Here is a 21945-nt window from a genome sequence, read left to right on the forward strand (position 1 = left end):
CAGATAGTGCGTGAGGATTCGACTCGGCATGCTCGCGAACGCTGGCCTCTCTTGGCCTCGATGCGAGCGGATCGCGGAGAGGAGGTCGCACCGGTTCTGCGCGGCGCCGCTCATGTGCCACCTGCACCCGCCTCGCACGTGCCCTCATGGCGAGCGCAGAGCAGCCGGCCTGCCGCGGCCGAGCTACATCGGCAGCCGTCTCCGGTGCCCGTACCAGCAGCCGAACCGGATCCCGCACCGATTGGCTTTCCCGCAGCACCGAAGGTTGCTCCGCCGGCGGCACCGGTGCCGCCGCCTCCCAACAAACTGGCGAGCGTCTTTGCCCGTCTGGATGGCGGCGGGAAGCCGCCAGTTGCCCCTGCGCAGGCCCCGGGGCGCAGAACTTTTCTCGACAGGCTAGCCCGACAGGTTTGACACGCGGCAGAAGATTGGATATCTCTTACATATCTGTTTTGCAGATTTTCCATGACTACCCGCACACCTACTAGCCAGATCGCCTTCCGATATCGCTCGATGGATAGCGCCACGGGCGTCACACGTGAAACCGCTAAGCGTCTTGCCGAGCACCTTGGCGTGGATGAAACGCAGGTGATTCACCAGGCTCTCCACGATTTGGCTGTCAAGATACTGCCGCAGTACGAGGCGGATGACGGCCCACTGAGCGCCACCCAAGTCCGGCAGATCAAGAAGCGCGTTGCGCAGGGGACCAAGCGGTCGGTACGGTCGACCTTGTTTGAAATGGAGCCGGCGTGATTGCACGGTGGTGGGCAGAACCCGCTGCAGGCGACATTGTTTGGTGCCATTTCCCGGACGGCATAAATCCGAAGGCCAAGCCTGCCCCTGCTTTGCTCTTGGCCGTTTTTGATGACGACGCACCAAACTTCCATGTGCGCGCCGCCTACGGAACCAGCCAACGGACAACTTCATTGCACCGTGGAGAGTTCGCCATCTTGCGACTACGCAACCAGGCGGCCTATGAGATGGCTGGCCTAAGTTACGACACGAAATTCGATCTCAAACAGTCCATCGATCTCCCCTTTACGACGGAATGGTTTGCCGTTCCACCGATTGCCCCACACGGCCAAACACCGAAGCTCGGCACCTTGCACCCTTCGATGGTCCGGGCTGTTGAGGCGGCGTTTCGAGCGGCACAAGGCTAGCATTGCGCGGCGGCGCCCGTGTACCGCATACGCTCGCATCGTCCACGCCGTCAAGGCCGGCGCAGAGCACCCGGCCTGCCGCTGCCGACCTACACCGACAACCGTCGCCGGCGCCCGCACCAGCGGCCGAGCCGCATCTTGCGCCGATCGGCTTTCTCGCCGCCCCGAAGGTCGCCCCACTACCGGCGCCGGTACCGCCCCCTCCCACCGAACTGGCGACCGTCTTTGCACGCCTGGACGGCCGCGGCCGGTTGTCACTGCCGCGCCATGTTGCTTTACGTCCGCTGGAGCGACTGATACAGGCCGCAGGCTGAAATCTAACGGCCGACGGATGGCGCGCTGCGTTGTGACCGTCTGCGTCGTCAAGTCATTGGTACCGGAGAGGGCACTGCTGAGTTGGGCCTACCGTTGCCGGAATTATCTGCCCGAGGCCGAAACACCTCGCAGGTACTGGGTGGCCGTGAACCCCATCCAGGGCCAAACGGTTACTGGGAACGTGCTTCCCGCAAGCATCTGCGGCAGCGACGTTTCCTTGGTTGCCACTGCATTCAGGTTCCAGAAATAGGAATGGGCAATAACGACATAGGTGCAGGTATTCGCGCAGCGGGACGCCGTTCCTACCATGAGTTACCGGTTGAATATCTCTTCCGGCGACGAATGAATAGGACACATCATGAGCATTACCAACGTTGCCTTCATCCGCGCCAAACCTGGACAGGGCGTGGCTTTGGGGCGCCTGCTGGCCGAGTTGGCGCCGATCTCCCGCGAGGAAGCAGGCTGCATTGACTTCGAGCTGCACAGGTCGGTGAACAACCCGGATCTATGGTTCGTTTACGAGAACTGGGCATCCCGCGATGACCTGGACCAGCACTTCAAGACGGCGCACCTGCTGAAGTTTGTCGAGGCCTCTGCCGTGCTGCTGGACGGGGGCATGGATCTGCGCTTGTTCTCGAAAGTGGCTGTAGCGGGCACGAAAGACTGATGCCGTGCGAACTCGCCGGCCCATGTTCTCGATCTTCCTGCTGGGCTTTGCCATCTCGGCCTGCCATGCCCAGGAAGCTTGGGGAACCCAGTCAACCAGCGATATCGCTGCCCAACAAGCACTCGCTATGAATCAGAACAAGTACATCGGTATGTGGGTGACGGCCGATGGCTATATCCGCCATGAACTGCTGCCGGGTGGCCGTTACGACGAGGCCCGCGGTTCGCGAAAAAGTGCCTACCAGGGCAGCTACCACATGGCGGGCGACCACATCGAATACCGCGACGACACCGGCTTCACCGCCGATGGCGACTTTCGTGATGGCGTGCTGTACCACGCCGGCATGGTGCTGTACCGCGAAAAACGACCCGCTGAAAAGGAGTAATCCCCAATGTCTTCAACCACGGCTCCCAAGATCATCCTCGTCACCGGTGCCAGCAGCGGCATCGGCGAAGCCGCCACACGGCTTCTTGCTGGCCAGGGACATCATCTCGTCATCGGCGCCCGTCGCACGGAGCGCCTGGCGACTCTGGCCGGCGAGATTCAGGCGTGGGGCGGCTCGGTGCGCTATCGGGCACTTGACGTCACCTCGGCAAAGGATGTCAAAGACTTTGCCGAATTCGCCAAAGATGCCTTCGGCCGGATTGATGTCATCGTCAACAATGCGGGCGTGATGCCGCTTTCTCCATTGGCCGCACTCAAGGTGGACGAATGGGATCGCATGATCGACGTGAACATCCGCGGCGTACTGCATGGCATCGCGGCCGTGCTGCCCCACATGGAGCAGCGGGGCCATGGCCAGGTGATCAATGTCTCTTCCATCGGTGGGCTGGCGGTGTCACCCACTGCGGCGGTGTACTGCGCCACCAAATTCGCGGTGCGCGCCATCTCAGATGGCCTGCGCCAAGAGACCGACAAGGTCCGTGTGACGGTGATCTACCCCGGTGTCGTCGAGTCCGAACTCGCCGACACGATCTCCGATGAGACAGCTCGCAACGCCATGCGCGAATACCGCCGTAACGCATTGGCGCCGGATGCCATCGCCCGCGCGATTGCCTATGCGATCGAGCAGCCGGCCGATGTGGATGTGAACGAGATCGTCGTTCGCCCCACGGCCAGTTTCCATTGATTCAACCGACTACGTACTTACGGAAGGAATGAACATGACAGCCAACACATTCATCGAAGCACCGTTCAAGGGCAAGGTCGCGATCGTTACGGGTGCCGCCAGTGGCATCGGTCTCGCAACGACGAACCTCCTCCATGCGCAGGGCGCACAGGTCATTGCCGTGGGCAGGAGTTCGAACGTCGAGGCGCTGGCGCGCCCTGGCGTCGTCCCCCTCGTCGCCGACGTCGCGAGCGAGGAGAGTGCCATACGCGCGGTCGCACTGGCGAAGGAGAGGCTCGGAAGGCTCGACATCCTGGTGAACAACGCCGGCATCATCATCAACAAGCCGGTGGTGGAGATGACGCTCGACGACTGGAACGGGATTCTGGCCGTCAACGTGACCGGCGCCTTCCTGTTCTCCCGCGAGGCCATGCGCGCCATGATCCCCGCTAAGCAAGGCGCGATCGTCAACGTCGGCTCCTATGCGTGCTATCAAGGGTTTCCGAGCATCGCCGCCTATGCAGCGTCCAAGGGGGCACTTGCACAGTTGACCCGAACGCTCGCGCTTGAGGCGATCGAGGACGGCATCCGGGTCAATGCGGTGGGGTCGGGTGACGTCGTCACCAACATCACCAACAAGATCCACGCGGACGGCCCTGGGTTCCTTGCCGAGCACGGCAAGAACGCGCCCATCAAGCGTGCGGCGCAACCCGAGGAAATTGCCGAAGTCATCGCCTTCCTGGCCTCTGACAAGGCCAGCTATCTCGTCGGCGCGGTAGTCATGGCCGACGGTGGAATGAGCGTCGCGCTCAAATAAAAGAACGGCAATGCAGCCGTCTGTCGGCTGCCAGCCAATACCAGTTAGTTATCTATCCCCTTCCTGGGAAATCAAGGAAACATCATGGATGCAAAACGCAAGATCTGGTTCATCACAGGCGCCTCGAAGGGCATCGGCCAAACCTTGGCGCGTCATTTGCTGGCGCGTGGTGACCGTGTTGCAGTGACTTCGCGAACCATGGAGTCCATCGAATCCACGCTGGGGCCGGCTTCCGACAGTCTGCTGCCATTGCAAGTGGATCTGACAGACGATCGCAGTGTCCAAGCCGCCATCGACAAAACGATATCGGCATTCGGCCGCCTCGACGTGGTCGTCAACAATGCGGGCTATGGCCAGCAAGGCACGGTCGAGGCGCTGACCGACAACGAGTTGCGCCGAAACTTCGAGGTGAACGTCTTTGCTCCCTTGAGCGTGCTGCGGCATGCCCTGCCGCATCTGCGGCGCCAGCGTTCGGGATACATCATCAATATTGCATCCATTGTTGGTTTCCAGGGGGGCTATGCGGGCTGGGGCAGCTATGTGTCCAGCAAGTTTGCCCTGGCCGGCTTGACCGAGTCCCTGGCCGCCGAAGTTGCCGAACTGGGCATCACGGCGACCGTTCTCTATCCGGGGCCGGTACGTACCGACTTCCTGTCCAGCGGCTCGCTGGTGATCGCGGAGCGCAAGATCGACGACTACACCGAAGCCCAGGCCTCGTTGGACCTGCACCTCGGAACGTTCGCAGGGCATCAGTCCGGTGATCCCGACAAGCTGGCTCTGTTGATCATGCGGACCGCGGACGTCGCCAAGCCCCCGCTTCATCTGTTCGCTGGACATGTCGCCCATGAACTGGCGCTGCAGAAGATGCAAGGCGTGCGGCAGGACATCGAGGCATGGAAGGGGTCGGCGGAGGCCATCGATTTCACTGCTTGAGCGAATGCCCGACTGGATTCGGTTGATCTGAATCGGGCCGGGCTATCGACATTCACGAAAGGAGCAACAACATGCGCTACGCGAAGAATGACTTCCCGCTGACCAGGGTTCGGGAGCACCTCGAAACAGGCCCGATCGTCCTTGTCACCTCTCGTCACGAACGCCGCTCGAACATCATGACGATGGGCTGGCACACCATGCTGCAGTTCTCGCCAGCGCTGTTCGGTTGCTACATCTGGGAGGGCAATCGCAGCCATCAGGCCATCCGCGAAAGCCGTGAATGCGTGATCAACGTTCCAACCACCGACCTGGTGGGTCAAGTCAGCGCGATCGGCAACAGCCATGCAGAAGATGGCGACAAGTTCGCAGCCACCGGGTTGACTGCAGGGAAATCCTCGAAAGTGAAAGCGCCTCTGATCGATGAGTGCTACGCGAACTTTGAATGCCGTCTGTACGACGGCCGCATGGTGGAGGACTACAGCTTCTTCATCTGGGAGGTCGTCAAGGCACATGTGGCGCAAGTCGATGCGCCGCGAACGCTCCACTATCGCGGGCAAGGGACTTTCATGGTCGCGGGGGAGGAATTGGACTTCAAGAGTCAGTTCAACCCGGAGAATCTCTAACCGTCTCCCAGAACGAGGATGTACGTTCGTCAGTGAACTACAGCAAGTTGCGAGAACTCAGTCGCTGGCGATAGAGCGAATGAAGCTCTCATGTCGCGTACTTCCTCCACGGGGCTTCGACCAAAGAAGCGCTTGAACTCACGGCTGAATTGCGATGGGCTTTCATAGCCGACGCGGGCCGAGGCCGCCGCTGCGGTCAAGCCGTCACGAATCATCAGCAACCGGGCCTGGTGCAGCCGGGTCGATTTGATGTACTGAATGGGGGAAGTGTGCGTGACCGTCTTGAAATGGGCGTGAAAAGTCGGAACGCTCATACCCGCCTCGTTTGCCAGATGAGGCACATCCAGCGTCTGCGCAAAGTCGGCATGGATGCGCCGCAGCGCCTTGGCGACCTTGCCAAATTGCCCCTGGTGCGCCAATGCCGCCCGCATGGCGCCGCCTTGTTCTCCCACCAGCACTCGAAAACATATTTCCTGCACGATTGCCGGCCCAAGCACCTGTGCTTCGAGCGGAGACACCAGGGCTTCAAGCAAGCGCAGTGTTGCATTTGCCAGTGGGCCTTCCAGCGGGGTTGAGACCATGCCACGCGGCATGTCCGCGGTGCGTCTGTCCGACTGGTCGATGGCCAGCACCAAGTCCGCCACGTCCGTCAGGCGCAGGCGTATGGAAACGGCCAGCATGGGCTCAGCCTCGCTCGCCTCGGTCTCAGTGGAAAAAGGCAAGGGTACGGACAAGACCAAATAGTGCTGGGCATCGTAGACATAGACGTCGCTGCCGAGGAAACCACGCTTGCGGCCTTGGCACACGATCACGATGCTCGGTTCATACAGTACCGGCGTGCACCCCAAGGGACGATCCGAGCGCATGAAGCGAACGCCGTCGAGAGCCGACAAGGTGTAGCCCTCGTTTGGCGCCAACTGCTTCAGAACCGCCGACATGCGCTGGGAAATGGGTTCGTCAATGGATTTCATACGTCACCGTCAGGACAGATGGCATCGGTAGGAATTATCCCGAAGTCTCCAGGATTTCGTGCTCAAGAATAGTCAAGATTCATAGGAATGGGCAAGAAGTGCATAGCGGAGGGCATTCGCGTCACAGGCATATGTTCCTACCATGGGTTACCGGCCGAATGTCTCTGCCGGCCACTTTCTGAAAGGACATCCCATGAGCCTCGACCAAGCCAACGCGACCCGCATTCGTGGCCTCTACGAGGCCGTCAACCGCAAGGACCTCGATGCCATCGCTGGCTTCGGTTGTAGTGAAAGCGAGTGGCTCGACGTTCCGTTCAACTTCACCTCGACGGGCGTCAATGCGATTGTTGAGCCGTGGAAAAGCTGGTTCCAGATTTTCCCGGATGCCACCTGCGAAGTTCGCAGCCTGATTGCCCTGGGCGATCATGCCGTTGCCCAGGGAATCGGACGCGGCACCCACAAAGACCTCTTCAATTCACCTGCAGGCATCCTGCAGCCCACGCATCGCGCGATGCAGGTGAACTTCTGCGACGTCTATCGGCTTCGGGATGGGAAGATCCTTCGCGCGGATTCCTACTTTGACTTCTATGGGCTGCTTCAACAATTGCAGCCGGAAGCGGCCAAGCCAGGACTTGAGCCATGACGCCGTTCGAAACGGTGCTTCTGCTCAGTGCCGCAGCCGTGCTCCTGCTGCACGCCGCGCGCCGGCTAGGCATGCCTTACCCCGCCATGCTGGCCCTTGCCGGCACGCTGGTCGCGATGCTGCCCGGTGCGCCGGTCGTGAACATCGAGCCCAGCCTGGCGCTCGCATTGTTCATCGCTCCGGCGCTGATGGATGCGGCATATGACTTGCCGCCTCGTGAGCTGCGCCGCAACTGGCTGCCCGTTTTCTCTCTTGCTGCCGCTGCCGTGATCTTCACGACCAGTGTCGTTGCTGGGTTGGCTGTTCACTTGACCGGCATGCCGCTGTATGCGGCGATCGCCCTCGGCGCGATCGTGGCCCCGCCGGATGCCGCTGCCGCCACTGCGGTTCTTTCGCGCTTCTCGCTTCCTCGCAGAACCCTCAGCGTCCTCAAGGGCGAGAGCTTGCTCAACGATGCCGTGGCGTTGATCATTTTCGGCGCGGCCATCCAGTTCCACTCCGGGCGCAGCGACTTTGCCGCGTTGATTCCAGAACTGAGCTTGGCAATTCCGATGGGCTTCTTGACCGGATTCGTTTTCGGCAAGCTCTACCTGTGGTTCGCGCCGCGCGTGGCCGGGACGCTGGGCGGAACGCTGTTCGAGATCGTCACCACGTTTGGCGCATGGGTGGTCGCGGAACACCTCCATGCCTCTGCGATCCTCGCGGTGGTGGCGTTCGCCATGATCGTGGCAAGGCAGGTGTCGAATCACCAGCCGCCCCAGGATCGGGTGCACTCCTATGCGGTCTGGGAGACCATCGTCTTTCTGCTGAACGTGTTCGCCTTTCTTCTAATGGGGCTGCAGGCGCGCACGATCCTGACGCGATTCGACGGCGATCGCATCAACTCGGCGCTGTTTTTCGCGGGTGTGATCGTCATGGCCGTCATCGGCTCTCGACTCGTCTGGGTGATGGGCTACAACAGAACGATCGCGCGCCTGAAGCCCAGGTTCGAACCTGCGGGATCACCGACCCTGGCACAGGGACTGGTTGTCTCATGGAGCGGGATGCGTGGACTCGTCACGCTCGCGACGGCGCTTGCGCTTCCATCCTCCTTCCCGGCGCACGACCTGATTCTTCTGAGCGCATTCGCAGTCGTTCTTGGCACGTTGGTGGTTCAAGGGTTGACGCTGGGCCCGTTGATCAAGCGCCTGAAGATCCATTCGGACGACTCGTTCGATGTGGAGTTGATGCAGGCACGCCAACGGCTGATCAAGGCCGCCGAACTGCAGATTCAGGGACTGGACGAGAACGCCGCTGTATGGCTTCGGGCCGAACTGCAAGATCTTCAGGAGGCCAACCTGCTGGCGCTCCCCAAAACGCAAGCACGTAGCGATGTTCTTCGCCTTGAATGCGTGGCCAGACAACGCTCCGTGCTGAACACGATGAGGCTGCGTGGAGAAATCGAGGGCGACGTGTTTCAGGCGCTTCAGCGCGAACTCGATTGGTGCCAGCTCGCGCATTCGCCGCATGACTGGGTGAAGCTGGAAGAAGGCTAGCCATCCCACGCGTTCGATCACACAACACCCGAAGGACCCCAAGTGAAAAATACCTCCGCAAGATATCGGACCGGCCTCGACTACCTGGCGATGATCGAGGGCCAACGCCCCCCCTCCCTGGAAGCCAATCTCAACGACATCGCGCCTGACCTGGCGCGGCTGGCGATCGAGTTCGCCTACGGCGAGGTCTATCCGCGCCGCCACCTCGACCTACGGCAACGGCAGCTCGCCACTTCGGGCGCGCTGGCTGCGTTGGGAAATGCCCGGCCGCAACTTAAGTTCCATCTCGCGGGAGCACTCAACGTGGGCTGCACACCTGAAGAACTCGTCGAGCTTGCAATCCACATGGCCGTCTACGCCGGATTTCCTGCGGCGATCAACACGGCGATGGTGCTGAAGGAATTGTTCGAAGAGAGAGGCATTGCGCTGGCGCGCAACGTGGAAATCTCGCCTAGGATTCCGGAACGGACGCGATTCGAGCGGGGCTGGGAAGGACTGAAGCAAATCGACGGCCATGCGGGCGAGCGCGTGATCGCGGCGTTGCAGGATGTCGCGCCGGATCTTGGCCAATACATCATCGAGTTTGCCTTTGGCGACGTGTACAGCCGCACGTCCATGGATCTGGCGTCGAGGGAGTTGGTGACCGTGGCAGCGCTCACCGCGCTCGGTACGGCTACGGCCCAGTTGAAGGTGCACATGCACGGCTTCCTGAACGTGGGCGGAACGAAGGACCAGATGACCGAGATCGTGACGCACACCGCCATCTACGCCGGATTTCCTGCGGCGATCAACGCAGCCTTGGCTGCCAAGGAAGTGATGGTGGAACGCACGTAGCACCACATAGAGTCTTCCGAACAAAGATGACCACTGCGGCGATCGACGGCAGCCATCACGCTGCCACCGGCACCGTTTCTCGTCTTCGATGACTTCCCGGGCGTCCCGATCGTTGGGGAGAACCCGCTGATGAGCGGCGCCGAGCTCTGCGTAACCGCAAATGATGCCGCACTTGTCGCGCTGCCGCTCGGCGACGTCACGGAAATAGGCCCATTGGTAGCGGCCGCCGGTACCTGCACAACGAGTTGCGTGGGGGATGCCGGGATGACGGTCGCTGTGGCGCCATTGAATTGGACGGTGTTCTGGCTGGCTGTCGCGGAAAAGTCAAAGCCAGAAATAGTGACATTCGAGCCGACCGCACCGCTGCCTGGCGAGAAGCCAACAATGGAAACCGCAGCGTTGCCTCTAGCGACCGAGCCAATGTTCCCCGAAGCATTTGCTGCCCGCATCATTGACAACCCCAGTCAACCGCCCAACCTCATCGTAAGAAAAATCGTAATTCGCCCCCAAACGGGGCAAATACCAGCCAGCGCGCCCACGATCATGCTGAAAACCAAAGAACGCATACCAACAGATCGAATAAATAGACGCGTCATTTCAGCCGCAATTTTGGGGGATGTGCGGGTTCTCCCTAAGCACGAGGGGTTCGAGTCAACAACCAGCCCTAGACCAGACGGGTTTCATGTAGAAAGGAGAGCCAGTAGATGGGCTTGATAGAGGCATCGTCGGCAAGTAAGGACAGCGGCAGATCGGTGCCATCTGCCGCAAATGGAGATTGTCTTTCACGGTCGCCGTTCCTCCCATTCTCGTTTTTACTTCTTTTCGGCGGTCACAGCCAATACCAGTTAGTTATCTATCCCCTTCCTGGGAAATCAAGGAAACATCATGGATGCAAAACGCAAGATCTGGTTCATCACAGGCGCCTCGAAGGGCATCGGCCAAACCTTGGCGCGTCATTTGCTGGCGCGTGGTGACCGTGTTGCAGTGACTTCGCGAACCATGGAGTCCATCGAATCCACGCTGGGGCCAGCTTCTGACAGTCTGCTGCCATTGCAAGTGGATCTGACAGACGATCGCAGTGTCCAAGCCGCCATCGACAAAACGATATCGGCATTCGGCCGCCTCGACGTGGTCGTCAACAATGCGGGCTATGGCCAGCAAGGCACGGTCGAGGCGCTGACCGACAACGAGTTGTGCCGAAACTTCGAGGTGAACGTCTTTGCTCCCTTGAGCGTGCTGCGGCATGCCCTGCCGCATCTGCGGCGCCAGCGTTCGGGTACATCATCACGGCGAGCGTGGTCTCAAGAAGCAATGATCCCTCGGTGAACTTTGCCGCAAACTCCCTCAGTTGGCACAGGGAGAGCGAGAGCGGAGCCGTCGTTTCGTGCGGTAGGAAAGCGGACATGGTTGCCTAGACTTCTTCATCCATGAAACCGAGAAGTGTAGCCCCGACAATCGCGACCGACGTAAACGATTGCAAAACCGCAAACACGTCATCCTTCCGTCGGCCATCCGCGCAGACGAAGCATGCCTACTTCTGGTCGAAGATTGCCCGACCGAAGAGACCGGCGCTGACCGCTCCGACAACCGGCGCAAGCCAGAAGACCCACAACTGGTTCAGCGCAAAGCCACCGAGGAGCACAGCCGGCCCGCTGGAGCGCGCGGGGTTGACCGATGTATTGGACACCGGAATGGTGACCAGGTGGATCAGTGTCAGAGCAAGACCAATTGCAACTGGCGCAAGCGTGCCGTGCGCGCGTGGGCTGGTGGCGCCAATGATGATGAAAAGGAAGAAAAAAGTCGCGAGTGCTTCAGTGAAGAACACGACATTGAGTCCGAATCCTCCCGGTGATGCCGTGTCATAGCCGTTGGCGGCGAGACCATTCACATTCACATCGAAGCCGGGCTGCGCCTGAGCGATATATAGCAGAACGCCCGCTGCCAGGATCGCCCCTACCACTTGGGCGGCGACATAGAACGGTACATCCTTCCACGAAAAACGTCCGGCAGTGGCCAGACCGATACTCACCGCGGGATTCAAATGGCAGCCTGAGACAGGACCGATCGCATAGGCCATCGTTATGACCGTCAGGCCGAAAGCGAGGGAAACGCCTTCGAACCCAATACCCATTTGAGGAAATGCCGCCGCTAGTACGGCTGCGCCACAGCCGCCAAATACTAGCCAGAATGTGCCGAACGTTTCGGCAATGATGCGTTTGGTAATCATTGTGTAGAAGCTCCTGAGATTTTTCGACTTGCGACTTTACTCAATAGCCCCCCCGCGATAGTAAACCTTTGAAAACACCAGCATTTTCACAAAATTTCACTTTCTGCCCAGTGGTACGCACTGACAATGAGCAGACCTCTGCAAGACTATTGTCAAAGCTGTGTGCATACTTCCCTTCTTAGGAGCAGCAATGGGACTTCTAGATTCAGTAATAGATGCCGTCACTGGCGGCACCTCTGGCAACCATGGTGGCCAGAGGCATCCTCTGCTGGCAGCGGCTGTGGGCTATATCACCAGCCAGCCGGGTGGAATTTCCGGGTTCATCTCACAGCTACAGAATTCCGGCATTGGTGATGCCGTGGCGTCATGGGTAGGCACCGGCCATAATCAGCCGGTTACGGGCGAACAATTGCAAGCTGCGCTGGATGGCGGACTGATCGAGCATCTCGCGCGAAACGTTGGTAGCAATCCCGGTGATATCGCAAGTCAGTTGGCGCAAATCGTGCCACACGTTATTGACCAGGCGACGCCCAATGGGGCATTGCCGGCCAGCGGCACTTCCGATCTAGCCGAACGCCTGTTGAGCGCCCTCCCGGGCCTACTCGGCCAACGCGTCTGATTCTTCACCGGCTCTCATCGAGCATGGAACACGGATTGATTGTCTTCATTCTGATCGGCGGTGTCGCCGGCTGCCTCGCCGGCGCGATGATCAAAGGAGGCGGCTTCGGGCTGCTGATCGACATCATTCTCGGCGTCGTAGGCGCGTTCGTCGGCGGGTGGCTGGCTGGGGTACTCGGCGTGCATATCGGCAACGGCATTCTAGGCTCTCTGTTCACGGCGACGACCGGGGCCGTGGTGCTCCTTCTTCTCGCACGACTCTTCCGACGCGAATAGTCAGCTCCTGCTGCAAGGGCGCGACGGTGTCGCGCCCTTGCGGTCCCACTGACAGCAGCCCGCCGGCAACCCGCAGGATTTCACCGACTACTCTCCAAAACGAAGTAGCGCGCCGCCGGCGCTGAACGCGCCACCCTGCGAATCGCCACCGTAATTGTGGAACTCTATGCGCTGTGGCAACGCAAATGATCCCGCGACGTTCCTCGCCACGGTCGTCGTGCGGTTTTCATACTCGCAGGCAACGCGCCTGAAATAGACTCCTGGGTGGGTCGCGGAAGTACAAGTTCATTCGTATCGGTCCGCACGTCGGTCAGGATATAAGCGAATGCCTCGTCCGAAGCCAGTTGCACGCGATATGAAATCGCGGCCGTGCCCCTCCACACCCGTGGCGGCCCAGCGGATCCGAATGGCAGCCGGACTGTCGCCCGGTAGCGTCGGTACTGGCGGTACCGCACGCAACAAAAATGCAGTTGATTCGCCACATGTCCCTGGACCGCCTTGTGCATCGACGGAGCGAACACGTCACCACCAGCGACCTGGTACGAGGGGTAGCGTCAGCGTCGGTTCGGTCACGTCAATGGACCGCGTACCCTAGTCGAAAGCTTCATTCGGCGACGGTTCGACGTCGTATTGGGCCGCAGTATTTACCGCGGCCCACTTGAACACCGCATTATCTCGATATTGGACCCCGTCTTTTTCCGGCTCGAGGGTGAACGGTGCGGGTGGGCTAAGCTTGACCTTCGGTGGCAGCACGGCTTCACTACCATCCAGACCTTGAACATCGATTGCACTGACCGAAAGGCTGAGTTCCCCTTTCTGAAGCTGAGTCAACATTACACGGGACTGGGCCACGCTTTGATCAAAGATCCATTCCGTATGTGCGTTATCACGGGAAACGACAACGCGGTATCGCCCCTCTCATGGGTTGCCATGCAATATTGGTTGACGTGCCCAGAATCGGCTGCGAAATGACTGGGATAAGAGGTGCGGGTAGCAAGATCGCTGGATGCGGCGCATGGGCGCTCGACATAACCGTCACGCCATATCCGGCCCCTACCGACACATCAGCCGAGCCGCCGCTTGCCTGTACTCGTACGGTTCCTTTGAACACGGTACTCCGACTGTCGCGCGGCCCTGCCACAACGCGAAGGCGCGCCCCACGCACCCCTGCCACCGTGTCCATTCGTGAGTCGCCACCGATGGCATGTGCCCAGACGGCGTTCTCTGTGGCCTCGCGAGAAAGCAACTGCCCCACATTCCGGAAGAGGAAAAGTGCCAGAATTCAAGCGGCAACTCTTCCGTCCGCTCGCCCCGCAAGAATATCGCGCGCGTGAAGGTATCGGTTTCATACATCCCCCACGCGCAGGCTCTCGCTCACGCCGGTGTCCACGGGTGACGTTCACCGGAGAATGGCCGGCGCCCGAGCCACTATTTCGTGCACGTCGCAGCGGCCTGACCAATCGTCTGCACCCGTTTCCACCAGATCCAGCCCCATCTATCGGAAAGTTGCCAATCCAGAATCAACGGATCAAGTACCCTGGCTTGCAGATCGGCCAGACAATCCTGGCCTGCACATAGGCCACGCAGTTGTGTCCGAGTCCAACCATGACTCTCTGGATTAACTCAGACTGGCTCTTATCATCTTCCACCGATGCGATTCTCATAGGATGTCCCTATCACCCGGTGACAATCAACAGCCGTCGTAGCCGCGCTCCGAGCCCATGCTTTGCACCCCTATGAATTCCTCGATGGGTCTTGAGCCAGAGAACAGAAATCCCTGGCCAAACTCCACGCCTAATTTAAGCAGTATGTTACGTTGCTCTTCAGTTTCGATGCCTTCTACGACGAGCCGGGCAGAGTACTTCTGCGCGCTATCAAGCGCGAGCGAAACTGCCGTACGGAAACGTGGCTCGTCGAGACTGCTAACGAATGAAGAGTCTATCTTGATCTCATCGAAGGCAAATCTCGCCAGCATGTGCAGCGCCGAGTACCCCGTGCCAAAGTCATCGAGCGATAGCCCGATTCCTGCAGACGTCAATTTTGCGACGTTGATTCGAGCACTTTCGATGGTGGGCACACGGGTTGACTCCGTCACCTCCAGCGCCAATAGCTCCGCAGGTACTGCGAATTCTGCTAGAAGGCCAACCACCCGGCATCCGAATGCGGGATGCGCTAATGAAGCCGCGGAGATATTGACGGCCAATGGAATGCGCCGCCCGGCACCTCTCAACCGAGCAAGATCACGTACCACGGCGACAAGAGTGCACCATTCAAAATCGGCTTGCATTCCCGATTTTTCAATCACGGCCAGCACATCACTCGGCGATATGGGATTGCCGACTGTGTCCCGAGCTCTGAGAAGCGCTTCCGCACCGACCGGTACGCGAGATTCAAGCGAATATTTCGCCTGATACTCGAGCGGCGGAGAACAGGCAGCGATCCAGCGGGCTACCATCTCTTTGATGTCTTCCGCGTGCTTTGCCGAACGAGGGCGCGGAAGACTATCCATGTACCAACTTAGCACTACGAGCAGGGCAGGAAAAATGACAATAGCCCAGGCACCCAGCAAGCCCATCATTAACGGCGCTGATGTCAGAACGTAGGGTTCCAGGGCCGTCCACAACATCACTGCCGTCATTTCGGAAAGAATGATGCCTGCAATGCCAAGGCGCAACGCAAGCGACCGCAGCGAACCTGCCATGTTTTCGTTACTTTTCTCGCCAACAATCCGAACGATGCTGAAGATGCCGACCACTACTACCGCCTGCTGCAGCAACATGCACAACGCCTCGCAGACCTGTTTGAAAAATGGGTCAATCGGCAACCAAGTGAAATCGTTATACATCATTTAAGTCACGGTCTTCCGCAGCACCAATGCACCGCGTGGTTCAAGAATCCACACCAATCCCGTCTATCCGGACCCATCGCCGCGCTACCGCACCCCTTCCCACGGAAATTCCTGAGCGACCGACGCGATCCCGACGAAGCGATGACCCGCATTCGACACATGGACACGACATCGGACACAGATCGACATCTTGATCAAACTTCGATGTCAAATTGCAAATCTTTGTTAACTTCGGTGTCCTTTGCCATCCCCCGGCACGTAGCAACCCAGGTCATGGCGTTAGGGAAAAGGCGTGACCCCGTTAGAGCCATCTCCTTATACAGAAGTAGAACGGCCTCCACAGCGGCGGCGAGAAGCCTGATGCCGCGAAAATCCCGAGGTAAGGGGTTGTAAACATCTGCAGACTGGCGTTTACTCTTGGATTTTCGAGCTGCAATGGGCAACGAGTCGGGGGCATGGGTGAACGAGGAATTTGAGAGTCTGGATCTTGGTGATCCGCGGCGGGATCGGCGCGCCAAGGAGCTGCTTAAGCGGTTTGCGGCTCTGCCTACGGCGAGCATTCCTGGCGCATGCGATGACTGGTCGCAAATCATTGGAGCGTATCGGTTTCTCGGCAATGAGCAGATCGATTGGCGGGACGTGATGCAGCCCCATGGGGAGCGCGCTGCAGCGAGGGCCGCGCAGTTTCCGGTGGTGCTGTGCATCGCTGATACAACCGAGTTGAACTTTAATGGCCAGGACATGGAGGGGCTGGGGCCGTTGACCTACGAAGCCCAGCGGGGCATGTATCTGCATGTGCGACGTGAAAGTCGTCGGATTCGTTATTTCTCCGCTGAGGCTAGCGGCAGAAAACCGGGCGTTCCGTCGCCCGTAGCCTATCGGTGCATGCGGGGCTGGTAGCGGCCCGGTATGAAGCCACCAAGACAATGTAGCCCGGCGCAAGCCACGCCAAGGTCGTGAGGCCGAGGTCACGCACTGAACCTCCTGCGCCAGCGCCCGAACCTGAGCGCGCTCCTGCTCGTTGGCCGGCGTCACCTTCACCGCAAGCAAGTTGCCCAACGTATCCACCGCCATATGCACCTTGCTTCCTCGCTTGCGCTTGTACCCGTCGTAACCGGCTCGTGGCCCCCTCTCGCAGGTGGACTGGAGCGTGCGTCCGTCGAGAATCACCGCGCTTGGTTGCCCCTGCCGGTCCTGCGCTACACGCAGTACCGAGCGCAGGTCACGGGCCATCGCCTCGAAGCAGCCCGCCCTCAGCCAGCGCTGCGTTTGCTGGTACACCGCCTCCCAGGGCGGGAGGTCGTGCGGCAGCATGCGCCACGCTGCCCCCGTTCTCGCCAGCTATCGCAACTCTCGCAAGTCATGCTTGCGTTGTGGCGCCCTCTCGTCCATCAGCGTCAAATACGGCGCGGCGAATCTCCATTCGTCGTCCGAAATATCAGTGGGATACGGTCTGCGCTTTGTCATCCCCATCTGACTACGCTTTCGGCAAAAAAGTGCATGACACACTCTAGCGGGCGCAAGCCTCCCCCGAAGGACAAGCGAAAGTGCTGTAGGAAGAAGCCGCCCCATTTCCGGCCGGTACGGCGCGAAAGCCCGTGGCCACGTCGTCTACCAGGTTGCGCAGGCCGCGATCGCCGTAGCCATGACGGCCGGCATCGGCCTTGGCCCGGCCCCGCGGCGTGGTCTTGCTTGCCAGCGACGCTAACGGCCCATCGCCCGCTGCCGGCCACGCGAAGTCGCGCTCGTGCCAGAGCGCGTGCGGCGCCTCGAAGGCACGCCGGCTGATGGACACATAGCGTTCCTTCTCGCGCTTGCAGCCCGCTTCGGCAGGTATACGAAGAGGTAGAGGCGGCGTTATTTGCCGGAATACGTCGGGATGCGATCTGTGATGCGCTGGCCAAGCATGGGTTAGTCGTATCAATTCGCACGCTGGACCAGCTGCTGTATCGCGAGCGAAAGGCCCGGCGCTGCGGCTGCGTCGCTGGCAGTTCACGCGCAGCGCGGCGAGTTTGTCGAGGTGAAGGCGGCTACGCCGCCGATTGGCCGCCAGGCGGTGACGCAAGCGCCAACAGAAAAAGCAGCGGCGGCGCGCGGCGCGGCACTTGCAGAACAGCATGTCTCGGTTGCGCGACCGATCCTGCCTGCGCTCCCTGGGACTGGGGGACTGGCAAGCTCACCGCCCGAGCAGGCACGCATGCTGACACCTGAGCAAAAGCGGATCAGGAGGCCGGCCCCGGGGAGATGTTTTTTCCCAAATCCGTATGACCCACTCCCCAAGGCCGGATAACCATAGGGATGGTAGGCAAAGCCATCAGGCTCGACAGCGTCGGCTGCAGCCGGCAGGGGCGCAGTCCGGCAAGCGGCAGCGCGCAACGCGCAACGCCAGCGCAGCCTGCGTGGAGGCGTCAGCCGAGGAACGAGGGAAGGATGGAAGCCCGCAGAGGGCGAGACTGGCGGTGCTTGGCTCGATGCGCAGCACGACAGCCCGGCCCGCAGCAACGCGGAGGGCGACGCCCAAATAGAGCTGAATGCTTGATTCTTCTGTGCAGTGCCGGTGCGGTACGAGGCGACTCGGCGTGGGCAGCCCGATTGCAATATTCTAATTTTCAATTGTTTATATTGGCAGGCGCCGACGGCGCTACTCTATAGTCGCTGTTGGATAGACCCCCCGACAGCGTACTTCGTACCCGTCGGGTGTCCCCGCGCCTGACGGGATTTTTTTCGTGTTATGCACTTTGAAGAATAGGTGCCGCATGTACGAGCATGTGCATAGCGAAGACAACGAAGTGCAAGCCAGGCAAGGTGTCCGGCAAACGCTCGTAGTCACGTCCGAGTCGGCGGAATCGATTTGCCCAGCCGAAGCTGCGTTCAACGACCCAGCAGCGAGGCAGCAAGACAAAGCCCTTCTTGGCTTCGGACAGCTTGATGACCTGCAAATCAATGCCCTCGTCGCGTGCGGCCTGCGCTGGTTCGGTGCCCGTGTCGCCCTGGTCAACAAAGGCTACCTTGACAGTCTAGCCGGTCACGCACTGAACCTCTTGCGCCATAGAGAATGACGTTGTGCTCGTCCTGAGCGCAGGAGCCGACGACTACCTTACAAAGCCAATCCGAGATCGCGTGCTGCTCACACGTGTCAACGCTCTGCTGCGCCGCGCCTATCACAAACAAGTTTCTCCCCCCCAAACTTCAATTCACTGACGCGGGTGTTGCACTTGCAATCCACCCAAGATAAGCCGCCAAATGAAATCGCATTTTTCGCCGAGAACACTTGACAGGTGACGAGGCTCGAGCGACCGCCGCCCTGCTTGCGCTGGCTGTTTAGCGCAAGCAGGGCGGCGGCCAATAGAGGATCATTTCTCGATCTTCGCTTGGCTCTGATGCCCCTGTCCGATCTGTTCGCTACGCTTACCCAATATCTGCACACCCAGGTCCTTCGCAATCTGGCCCGTCATCCCGAACATCCGGCCGCATTCACCCGTCAGCGTACGCTCACCCTGCCGACACTGATCACCTTCATGCTTGGCAACTTGCGCATGGGGGTGCAAGCCGAACTCGATCAATTCTTCGCCGCACTCGCCCGCCAAAATACCTTGTGCCGACGCGTCAGTGAACAAGCGTTCGCCCAGGCTCGCAGCAAACTCAGCGGCGATGTCTTTGCTCACCTCAATGACTGGCTACTTCAGCAAGTGTCCAAACATTTGCCACGCTGGCATGGCTTTCGGTTGGTCGCTGCGGACGCCTCACACCTGCGTTTCGCCATCCGCCACAGCCATCTCCCTCGAGCCGCCACCCGCGATCAACTCGCCTTTGGCCTGTACCTGCCTGAGGCCGAGAGCATGCTCACCGCCTCACTGCACAGCGTGCACGAGAACGAACGCCAGATCCTGTTCGAGCAACATGCGATGGCTTTTGTGACCACTGATCTTCATGATTTGGCTCTCAGAGAGAGTCGTCTTCTCGAAGAGCCGGCTCACTGCTTCGTGCCGCAGGTCGTCAAACTTGAGGTCCTCACACCTTGCCTGTTAAAAGATATCCAGATATCGCTTCGAGAGGTAGTCAGAGATTCTTGCATGCGCCTTTGCGGTTTGATCGCCGCTCCACCAAGGGAATAACAAACCCTGCGGGTGGGCGTCCGGTATTTCGCGAGTTGGGAGGTAATCTTCCTGCATTTTCACTGCACCGCTGGCCTGCGGCACCCGCCGCTTATCACCGTTCTTCGTCTTGTCTAAGAACACGGCGCGCCGCTTCAAATCCACCTGATCTTCCCAGATGGTGTACATCTCGGAGAGGTGCATTGCGGATTCAACGGCCAGAATGAACAATACGCGGTGCGCCCGGAGGTACTCAATGGTCAGCGGCCGCTGCTTGCGCGCGAGCACCCCACCGCCGATGACAGCCAAAATACGTTCATCCTCTCCCGGCTCGAGCCGTCGGTCGCACGCAGCATCCTCCCGCCTGATGCCAGCGGCCGCAATGTCCGCCTTGCTGTACTGAGCGTAGCCCTCCAGCTAGGTGCGGAAGGGGTGGTCCGGCATCGTGAGATTGCCCTTGCCAGGGCTCCGATGAGGATGCCCTTGAGGTCGAGTCGATTGTCCCGGTCGAGCGCCTTGATCACCTGCACGCCGAACACCGTGCGGAACACGCCGTCCAGAATGCACTTGTTGTGCACGGCCAACCCCATCACCGAGCCGCCGCGTTCCTGTTGCCGCATCGCTGAAACGCCGCACGCAATGCCTCCGCGTCAGGCCCTACCGATGTGGTGTGAAATCGATCTGTCAAACGTCTCCCTCCTTCATTGCCGCGATGAATTCATGTCTTCGCGCCAGCAAGACGCCGAACTCTCGCGACCAGCGCCAACGGCTGATCGAAATCCTTGCGTCATGCAGAAAGCCAGCCATCGGCCCACTCCTGCACGCACTGGCGCGTTGCCGCCCTGCCGAAGCTTCCGGGGGCGCGCAGCAGTCGCGCGCGGTCGAACGACGGCAGTTTGTCCCGCGCGTGGCGCAACACCGCATCGCGGTCCTCCGTCAGATCGTCCAGGTTGTTCAGCAGATCGATGAACCGGATCGACCTTGACGCTAACGCTTTCCAATCTAGCCAAATCGTTTCCTCCGTCGCAATTTTCGGCGCCACGGCGGGCCGCTTGGCGGTGGCGGCACCGGGTACGATGGTTCTGGGCGTTTTGGTGAGCTCTGCGCTCTGGTGGCCGCTTCTCAGCAGCATCGCCGGCCAACCTCGTGAGCGCGTCGACGCGCAATGGCGTCGCCGCATTAACCTCTGCGGTGCGGCGATACTGGCCGCCTTCGCCGCATCACAACTGATATTGGCCCTCTGAGATCGCATGTCGGACATGCGGGAGAGACGCCACTCCATTGGTTTCTCTTGCTGTCGCCACGTACCAGCGAGGCTCCCACTTTCCAGACGCTCTGGTCCTTCCCCACCCTGCTGTTACCCCCACTATGAGGCCCACATGTCACTGCGACATCACACTGCTGAAATACCCGGCACGGTTCACGGATTGCCCGCCCAGGAGACAGGCAGCCACGTACAGCCCCACCCCAAAACTCGTGTGCGCGACGAAGCAGCACCAGCGCCACGTTTGGTTGTGGTGTGCGTGAGGCCGCGATGCCCGCGTCCGGGCCGAGCACGAACATGCGCCGGCCGCCATTGCCAAGATTAGAATGTCAATTTGACGCTTTCCTGGAAATCGACATGACGATAGCGCTTCCGCCGGCTGGCATCACCCTATATGGCAATAGTGAGTCTGGCCACAGCAACAAAGTGCGACTGGCATTAGTGTTTGGGCAGGTCGAGCACCACTATGTGCATGTCGATATTTTCTTGCCGCACGAACAGAGGCCAGAACCATTTCGCAGTTTGGCTCGCTTTAATGAAGTACCGCTGTTGGTCTGGGGTACCGAGAGCTACGTCCAATCCAACGCTATTTTATGTCTGCTCGCGGAGCGTTTGCAATGCATGGGCGGCGAGAGCCCTCAACGCATGGCACGTGTGCGCGAATGGTTGTTCTGGGAAGCTAACCGTCTTGGCCTATCGTTGCCACACGTGCGGTTTGGCCGCCAGTTTGCCCCCAACGAGTACCCCAGTGGCGCGCAGGAATGGTTGTTGGCGCGCTATGAGCGCGACATCGCTCGACTGGAAGCCGAGTTGGGCGACGGCCGCGCATTTATCCTTGACGAGCACCTATCGGTGGCTGATTGCGCGCTCTGTGGCTACATGTTTTGGGCCGATGAGGTCGGACTCGAAGTACCATCCCGGGTACGTGCGTGGTTGCATCGCATCGAGCAACTGCCCGGTTGGCTGCCGCCACGCGAACTGCTGTCCGCCAGGCACTGAGTCGATGAATGAA

Annotated in this window: 25 protein-coding genes and 2 pseudogenes; 17 read left to right on the plus strand and 10 right to left on the minus strand. The window is 60.0% G+C overall.

The genetic code is table 11. The features are described from left to right. The first annotated feature begins 465 nt into the window (after positions 1 to 465). The 8 genes from AC07XB_RS34745 (at position 466) to AC07XB_RS34780 (ending at position 5623) form a co-directional block, all read left to right on the plus strand. Positions 466 to 753 carry a hypothetical protein gene (locus AC07XB_RS34745; protein ID WP_492832220.1) on the plus strand — a complete coding sequence of 96 codons (288 nt, stop codon included), beginning with the start codon at positions 466 to 468 and terminating at the stop codon, positions 751 to 753. After that, positions 750 to 1160: a hypothetical protein gene (locus AC07XB_RS34750; RefSeq protein WP_492832222.1), complete on the plus strand. Its 411-nt coding sequence runs from the start codon at positions 750 to 752 to the stop codon at positions 1158 to 1160. The genes AC07XB_RS34745 and AC07XB_RS34750 overlap by 4 nt, the downstream gene beginning before the upstream one ends. A gap of 673 nt (positions 1161 to 1833) precedes the next feature. After that, on the plus strand, positions 1834 to 2142 hold the full coding sequence (locus AC07XB_RS34755) for a putative quinol monooxygenase (RefSeq protein ID WP_492832224.1): 309 nt from the start codon (positions 1834 to 1836) through the stop codon (positions 2140 to 2142). Between the two features lie 22 nt (positions 2143 to 2164). Continuing rightward, positions 2165 to 2527, plus strand: coding sequence for an Atu4866 domain-containing protein (locus AC07XB_RS34760; protein WP_492832226.1), 363 nt, complete (start codon positions 2165 to 2167; stop codon positions 2525 to 2527). A gap of 6 nt (positions 2528 to 2533) precedes the next feature. Next, positions 2534 to 3271, plus strand: a complete 738-nt coding sequence (locus AC07XB_RS34765; RefSeq protein ID WP_492832228.1) for an SDR family oxidoreductase — start codon at positions 2534 to 2536, stop codon at positions 3269 to 3271. Between the two features lie 34 nt (positions 3272 to 3305). Beyond that, a complete protein-coding gene (locus AC07XB_RS34770) occupies positions 3306 to 4067 on the plus strand; it encodes an SDR family NAD(P)-dependent oxidoreductase (RefSeq protein WP_492832230.1) in 762 nt (253 codons plus the stop codon). A gap of 84 nt (positions 4068 to 4151) precedes the next feature. Beyond that, positions 4152 to 5000, plus strand: coding sequence for an SDR family oxidoreductase (locus AC07XB_RS34775; protein WP_492832232.1), 849 nt, complete (start codon positions 4152 to 4154; stop codon positions 4998 to 5000). A 71-nt stretch (positions 5001 to 5071) separates the two neighbouring features. Beyond that, the gene (locus AC07XB_RS34780) at positions 5072 to 5623 is read left to right on the plus strand and encodes a flavin reductase family protein (RefSeq protein ID WP_492832234.1); all 552 of its coding nucleotides are present in this window, start codon (positions 5072 to 5074) and stop codon (positions 5621 to 5623) included. A 29-nt stretch (positions 5624 to 5652) separates the two neighbouring features. On the opposite strand, the gene AC07XB_RS34785 is transcribed toward AC07XB_RS34780, so the two are convergent. Next, on the minus strand, positions 5653 to 6594 hold the full coding sequence (locus AC07XB_RS34785; RefSeq protein WP_492832236.1) for an AraC family transcriptional regulator: 942 nt from the start codon (positions 6592 to 6594) through the stop codon (positions 5653 to 5655). A 193-nt stretch (positions 6595 to 6787) separates the two neighbouring features. Between AC07XB_RS34785 and AC07XB_RS34790 the strand changes: the two genes are divergently transcribed. Genes AC07XB_RS34790 through AC07XB_RS34800 form a run of 3 tightly spaced genes read left to right on the plus strand, consistent with a single transcriptional unit; the run spans position 6788 to position 9606 of the window. Then, positions 6788 to 7237, plus strand: a complete 450-nt coding sequence (locus AC07XB_RS34790) for an ester cyclase (protein ID WP_492832238.1) — start codon at positions 6788 to 6790, stop codon at positions 7235 to 7237. After that, positions 7234 to 8772, plus strand: coding sequence for a cation:proton antiporter (locus tag AC07XB_RS34795; RefSeq protein ID WP_492832240.1), 1539 nt, complete (start codon positions 7234 to 7236; stop codon positions 8770 to 8772). Before AC07XB_RS34790 ends, AC07XB_RS34795 begins: the two co-directional genes overlap by 4 nt. 42 nt (positions 8773 to 8814) lie before the next feature. Beyond that, positions 8815 to 9606 (plus strand): carboxymuconolactone decarboxylase family protein, encoded by a 792-nt coding sequence (locus AC07XB_RS34800; RefSeq protein WP_492832242.1) that lies wholly within the window; start codon positions 8815 to 8817, stop codon positions 9604 to 9606. Here AC07XB_RS34800 and AC07XB_RS34805 read toward each other — a convergent pair. Then, entirely contained in the window at positions 9537 to 10058 is a 522-nt protein-coding gene (locus AC07XB_RS34805) for an IPT/TIG domain-containing protein (protein ID WP_492832244.1), read from the minus strand. The genes AC07XB_RS34800 and AC07XB_RS34805 overlap by 70 nt on opposite strands. Before the next feature lie 433 nt (positions 10059 to 10491). Here AC07XB_RS34805 and AC07XB_RS34810 point away from each other — a divergent pair, with 433 nt between their 5' ends. Further along, on the plus strand, positions 10492 to 10932 hold the full coding sequence (locus AC07XB_RS34810; RefSeq protein WP_492832246.1) for an SDR family NAD(P)-dependent oxidoreductase: 441 nt from the start codon (positions 10492 to 10494) through the stop codon (positions 10930 to 10932). 205 nt (positions 10933 to 11137) lie between these two features. On the opposite strand, the gene aqpZ is transcribed toward AC07XB_RS34810, so the two are convergent. Further along, on the minus strand, positions 11138 to 11833 hold the full coding sequence (gene aqpZ / locus AC07XB_RS34815; RefSeq protein ID WP_492832248.1) for an aquaporin Z: 696 nt from the start codon (positions 11831 to 11833) through the stop codon (positions 11138 to 11140). Positions 11834 to 12023: 190 nt separating this feature from the next. On the opposite strand from aqpZ, the gene AC07XB_RS34820 reads away from it, so the two are divergent. Continuing rightward, entirely contained in the window at positions 12024 to 12452 is a 429-nt protein-coding gene (locus AC07XB_RS34820; protein ID WP_492832250.1) for a YidB family protein, read from the plus strand. 23 nt (positions 12453 to 12475) lie between these two features. Further along, entirely contained in the window at positions 12476 to 12727 is a 252-nt protein-coding gene (locus AC07XB_RS34825) for a GlsB/YeaQ/YmgE family stress response membrane protein (protein WP_492832252.1), read from the plus strand. A 591-nt stretch (positions 12728 to 13318) separates the two neighbouring features. On the opposite strand, the gene AC07XB_RS34830 is transcribed toward AC07XB_RS34825, so the two are convergent. After that, positions 13319 to 13561 carry a hypothetical protein gene (locus tag AC07XB_RS34830; protein ID WP_492832254.1) on the minus strand — a complete coding sequence of 81 codons (243 nt, stop codon included), beginning with the start codon at positions 13559 to 13561 and terminating at the stop codon, positions 13319 to 13321. 856 nt (positions 13562 to 14417) lie between these two features. Further along, positions 14418 to 15575 carry an EAL domain-containing protein gene (locus tag AC07XB_RS34835; protein ID WP_492832256.1) on the minus strand — a complete coding sequence of 386 codons (1158 nt, stop codon included), beginning with the start codon at positions 15573 to 15575 and terminating at the stop codon, positions 14418 to 14420. A 435-nt stretch (positions 15576 to 16010) separates the two neighbouring features. Here AC07XB_RS34835 and AC07XB_RS34840 point away from each other — a divergent pair, with 435 nt between their 5' ends. Continuing rightward, the gene (locus tag AC07XB_RS34840; protein ID WP_492832258.1) at positions 16011 to 16475 is read left to right on the plus strand and encodes an IS4/Tn5 family transposase DNA-binding protein; all 465 of its coding nucleotides are present in this window, start codon (positions 16011 to 16013) and stop codon (positions 16473 to 16475) included. Between the two features lie 57 nt (positions 16476 to 16532). Here the strand turns inward: AC07XB_RS34840 and AC07XB_RS34845 are convergent. From AC07XB_RS34845 to AC07XB_RS34855, 3 genes and pseudogenes are all read right to left on the minus strand, one after another. After that, positions 16533 to 17042: pseudogene (locus AC07XB_RS34845) on the minus strand (transposase); the annotation flags it as partial. Between the two features lie 43 nt (positions 17043 to 17085). Continuing rightward, positions 17086 to 17370 carry a hypothetical protein gene (locus tag AC07XB_RS34850; protein ID WP_492832260.1) on the minus strand — a complete coding sequence of 95 codons (285 nt, stop codon included), beginning with the start codon at positions 17368 to 17370 and terminating at the stop codon, positions 17086 to 17088. Positions 17371 to 18304: 934 nt separating this feature from the next. Further along, positions 18305 to 18592, minus strand: a pseudogene (locus AC07XB_RS34855) (transposase); the annotation flags it as partial. A gap of 363 nt (positions 18593 to 18955) precedes the next feature. Between AC07XB_RS34855 and AC07XB_RS34860 the strand changes: the two are divergent. Continuing rightward, on the plus strand, positions 18956 to 19690 hold the full coding sequence (locus AC07XB_RS34860) for a hypothetical protein (protein ID WP_493688157.1): 735 nt from the start codon (positions 18956 to 18958) through the stop codon (positions 19688 to 19690). Between the two features lie 239 nt (positions 19691 to 19929). Here AC07XB_RS34860 and AC07XB_RS34865 read toward each other — a convergent pair whose 3' ends face one another. Both AC07XB_RS34865 and AC07XB_RS34870 read right to left on the minus strand, forming a co-directional pair. Beyond that, positions 19930 to 20289 (minus strand): hypothetical protein, encoded by a 360-nt coding sequence (locus tag AC07XB_RS34865; protein WP_492832264.1) that lies wholly within the window; start codon positions 20287 to 20289, stop codon positions 19930 to 19932. 167 nt (positions 20290 to 20456) lie between these two features. Next, a complete protein-coding gene (locus AC07XB_RS34870; RefSeq protein ID WP_493688158.1) occupies positions 20457 to 20801 on the minus strand; it encodes a hypothetical protein in 345 nt (114 codons plus the stop codon). 489 nt (positions 20802 to 21290) lie between these two features. Here AC07XB_RS34870 and AC07XB_RS34875 point away from each other — a divergent pair, with 489 nt between their 5' ends. Then, positions 21291 to 21932, plus strand: coding sequence for a glutathione S-transferase family protein (locus AC07XB_RS34875; protein ID WP_492832268.1), 642 nt, complete (start codon positions 21291 to 21293; stop codon positions 21930 to 21932). Positions 21933 to 21945 lie beyond the last annotated feature (13 nt).

This window comes from Cupriavidus sp. GW821-FHT02F09 (genome assembly GCF_059421605.1).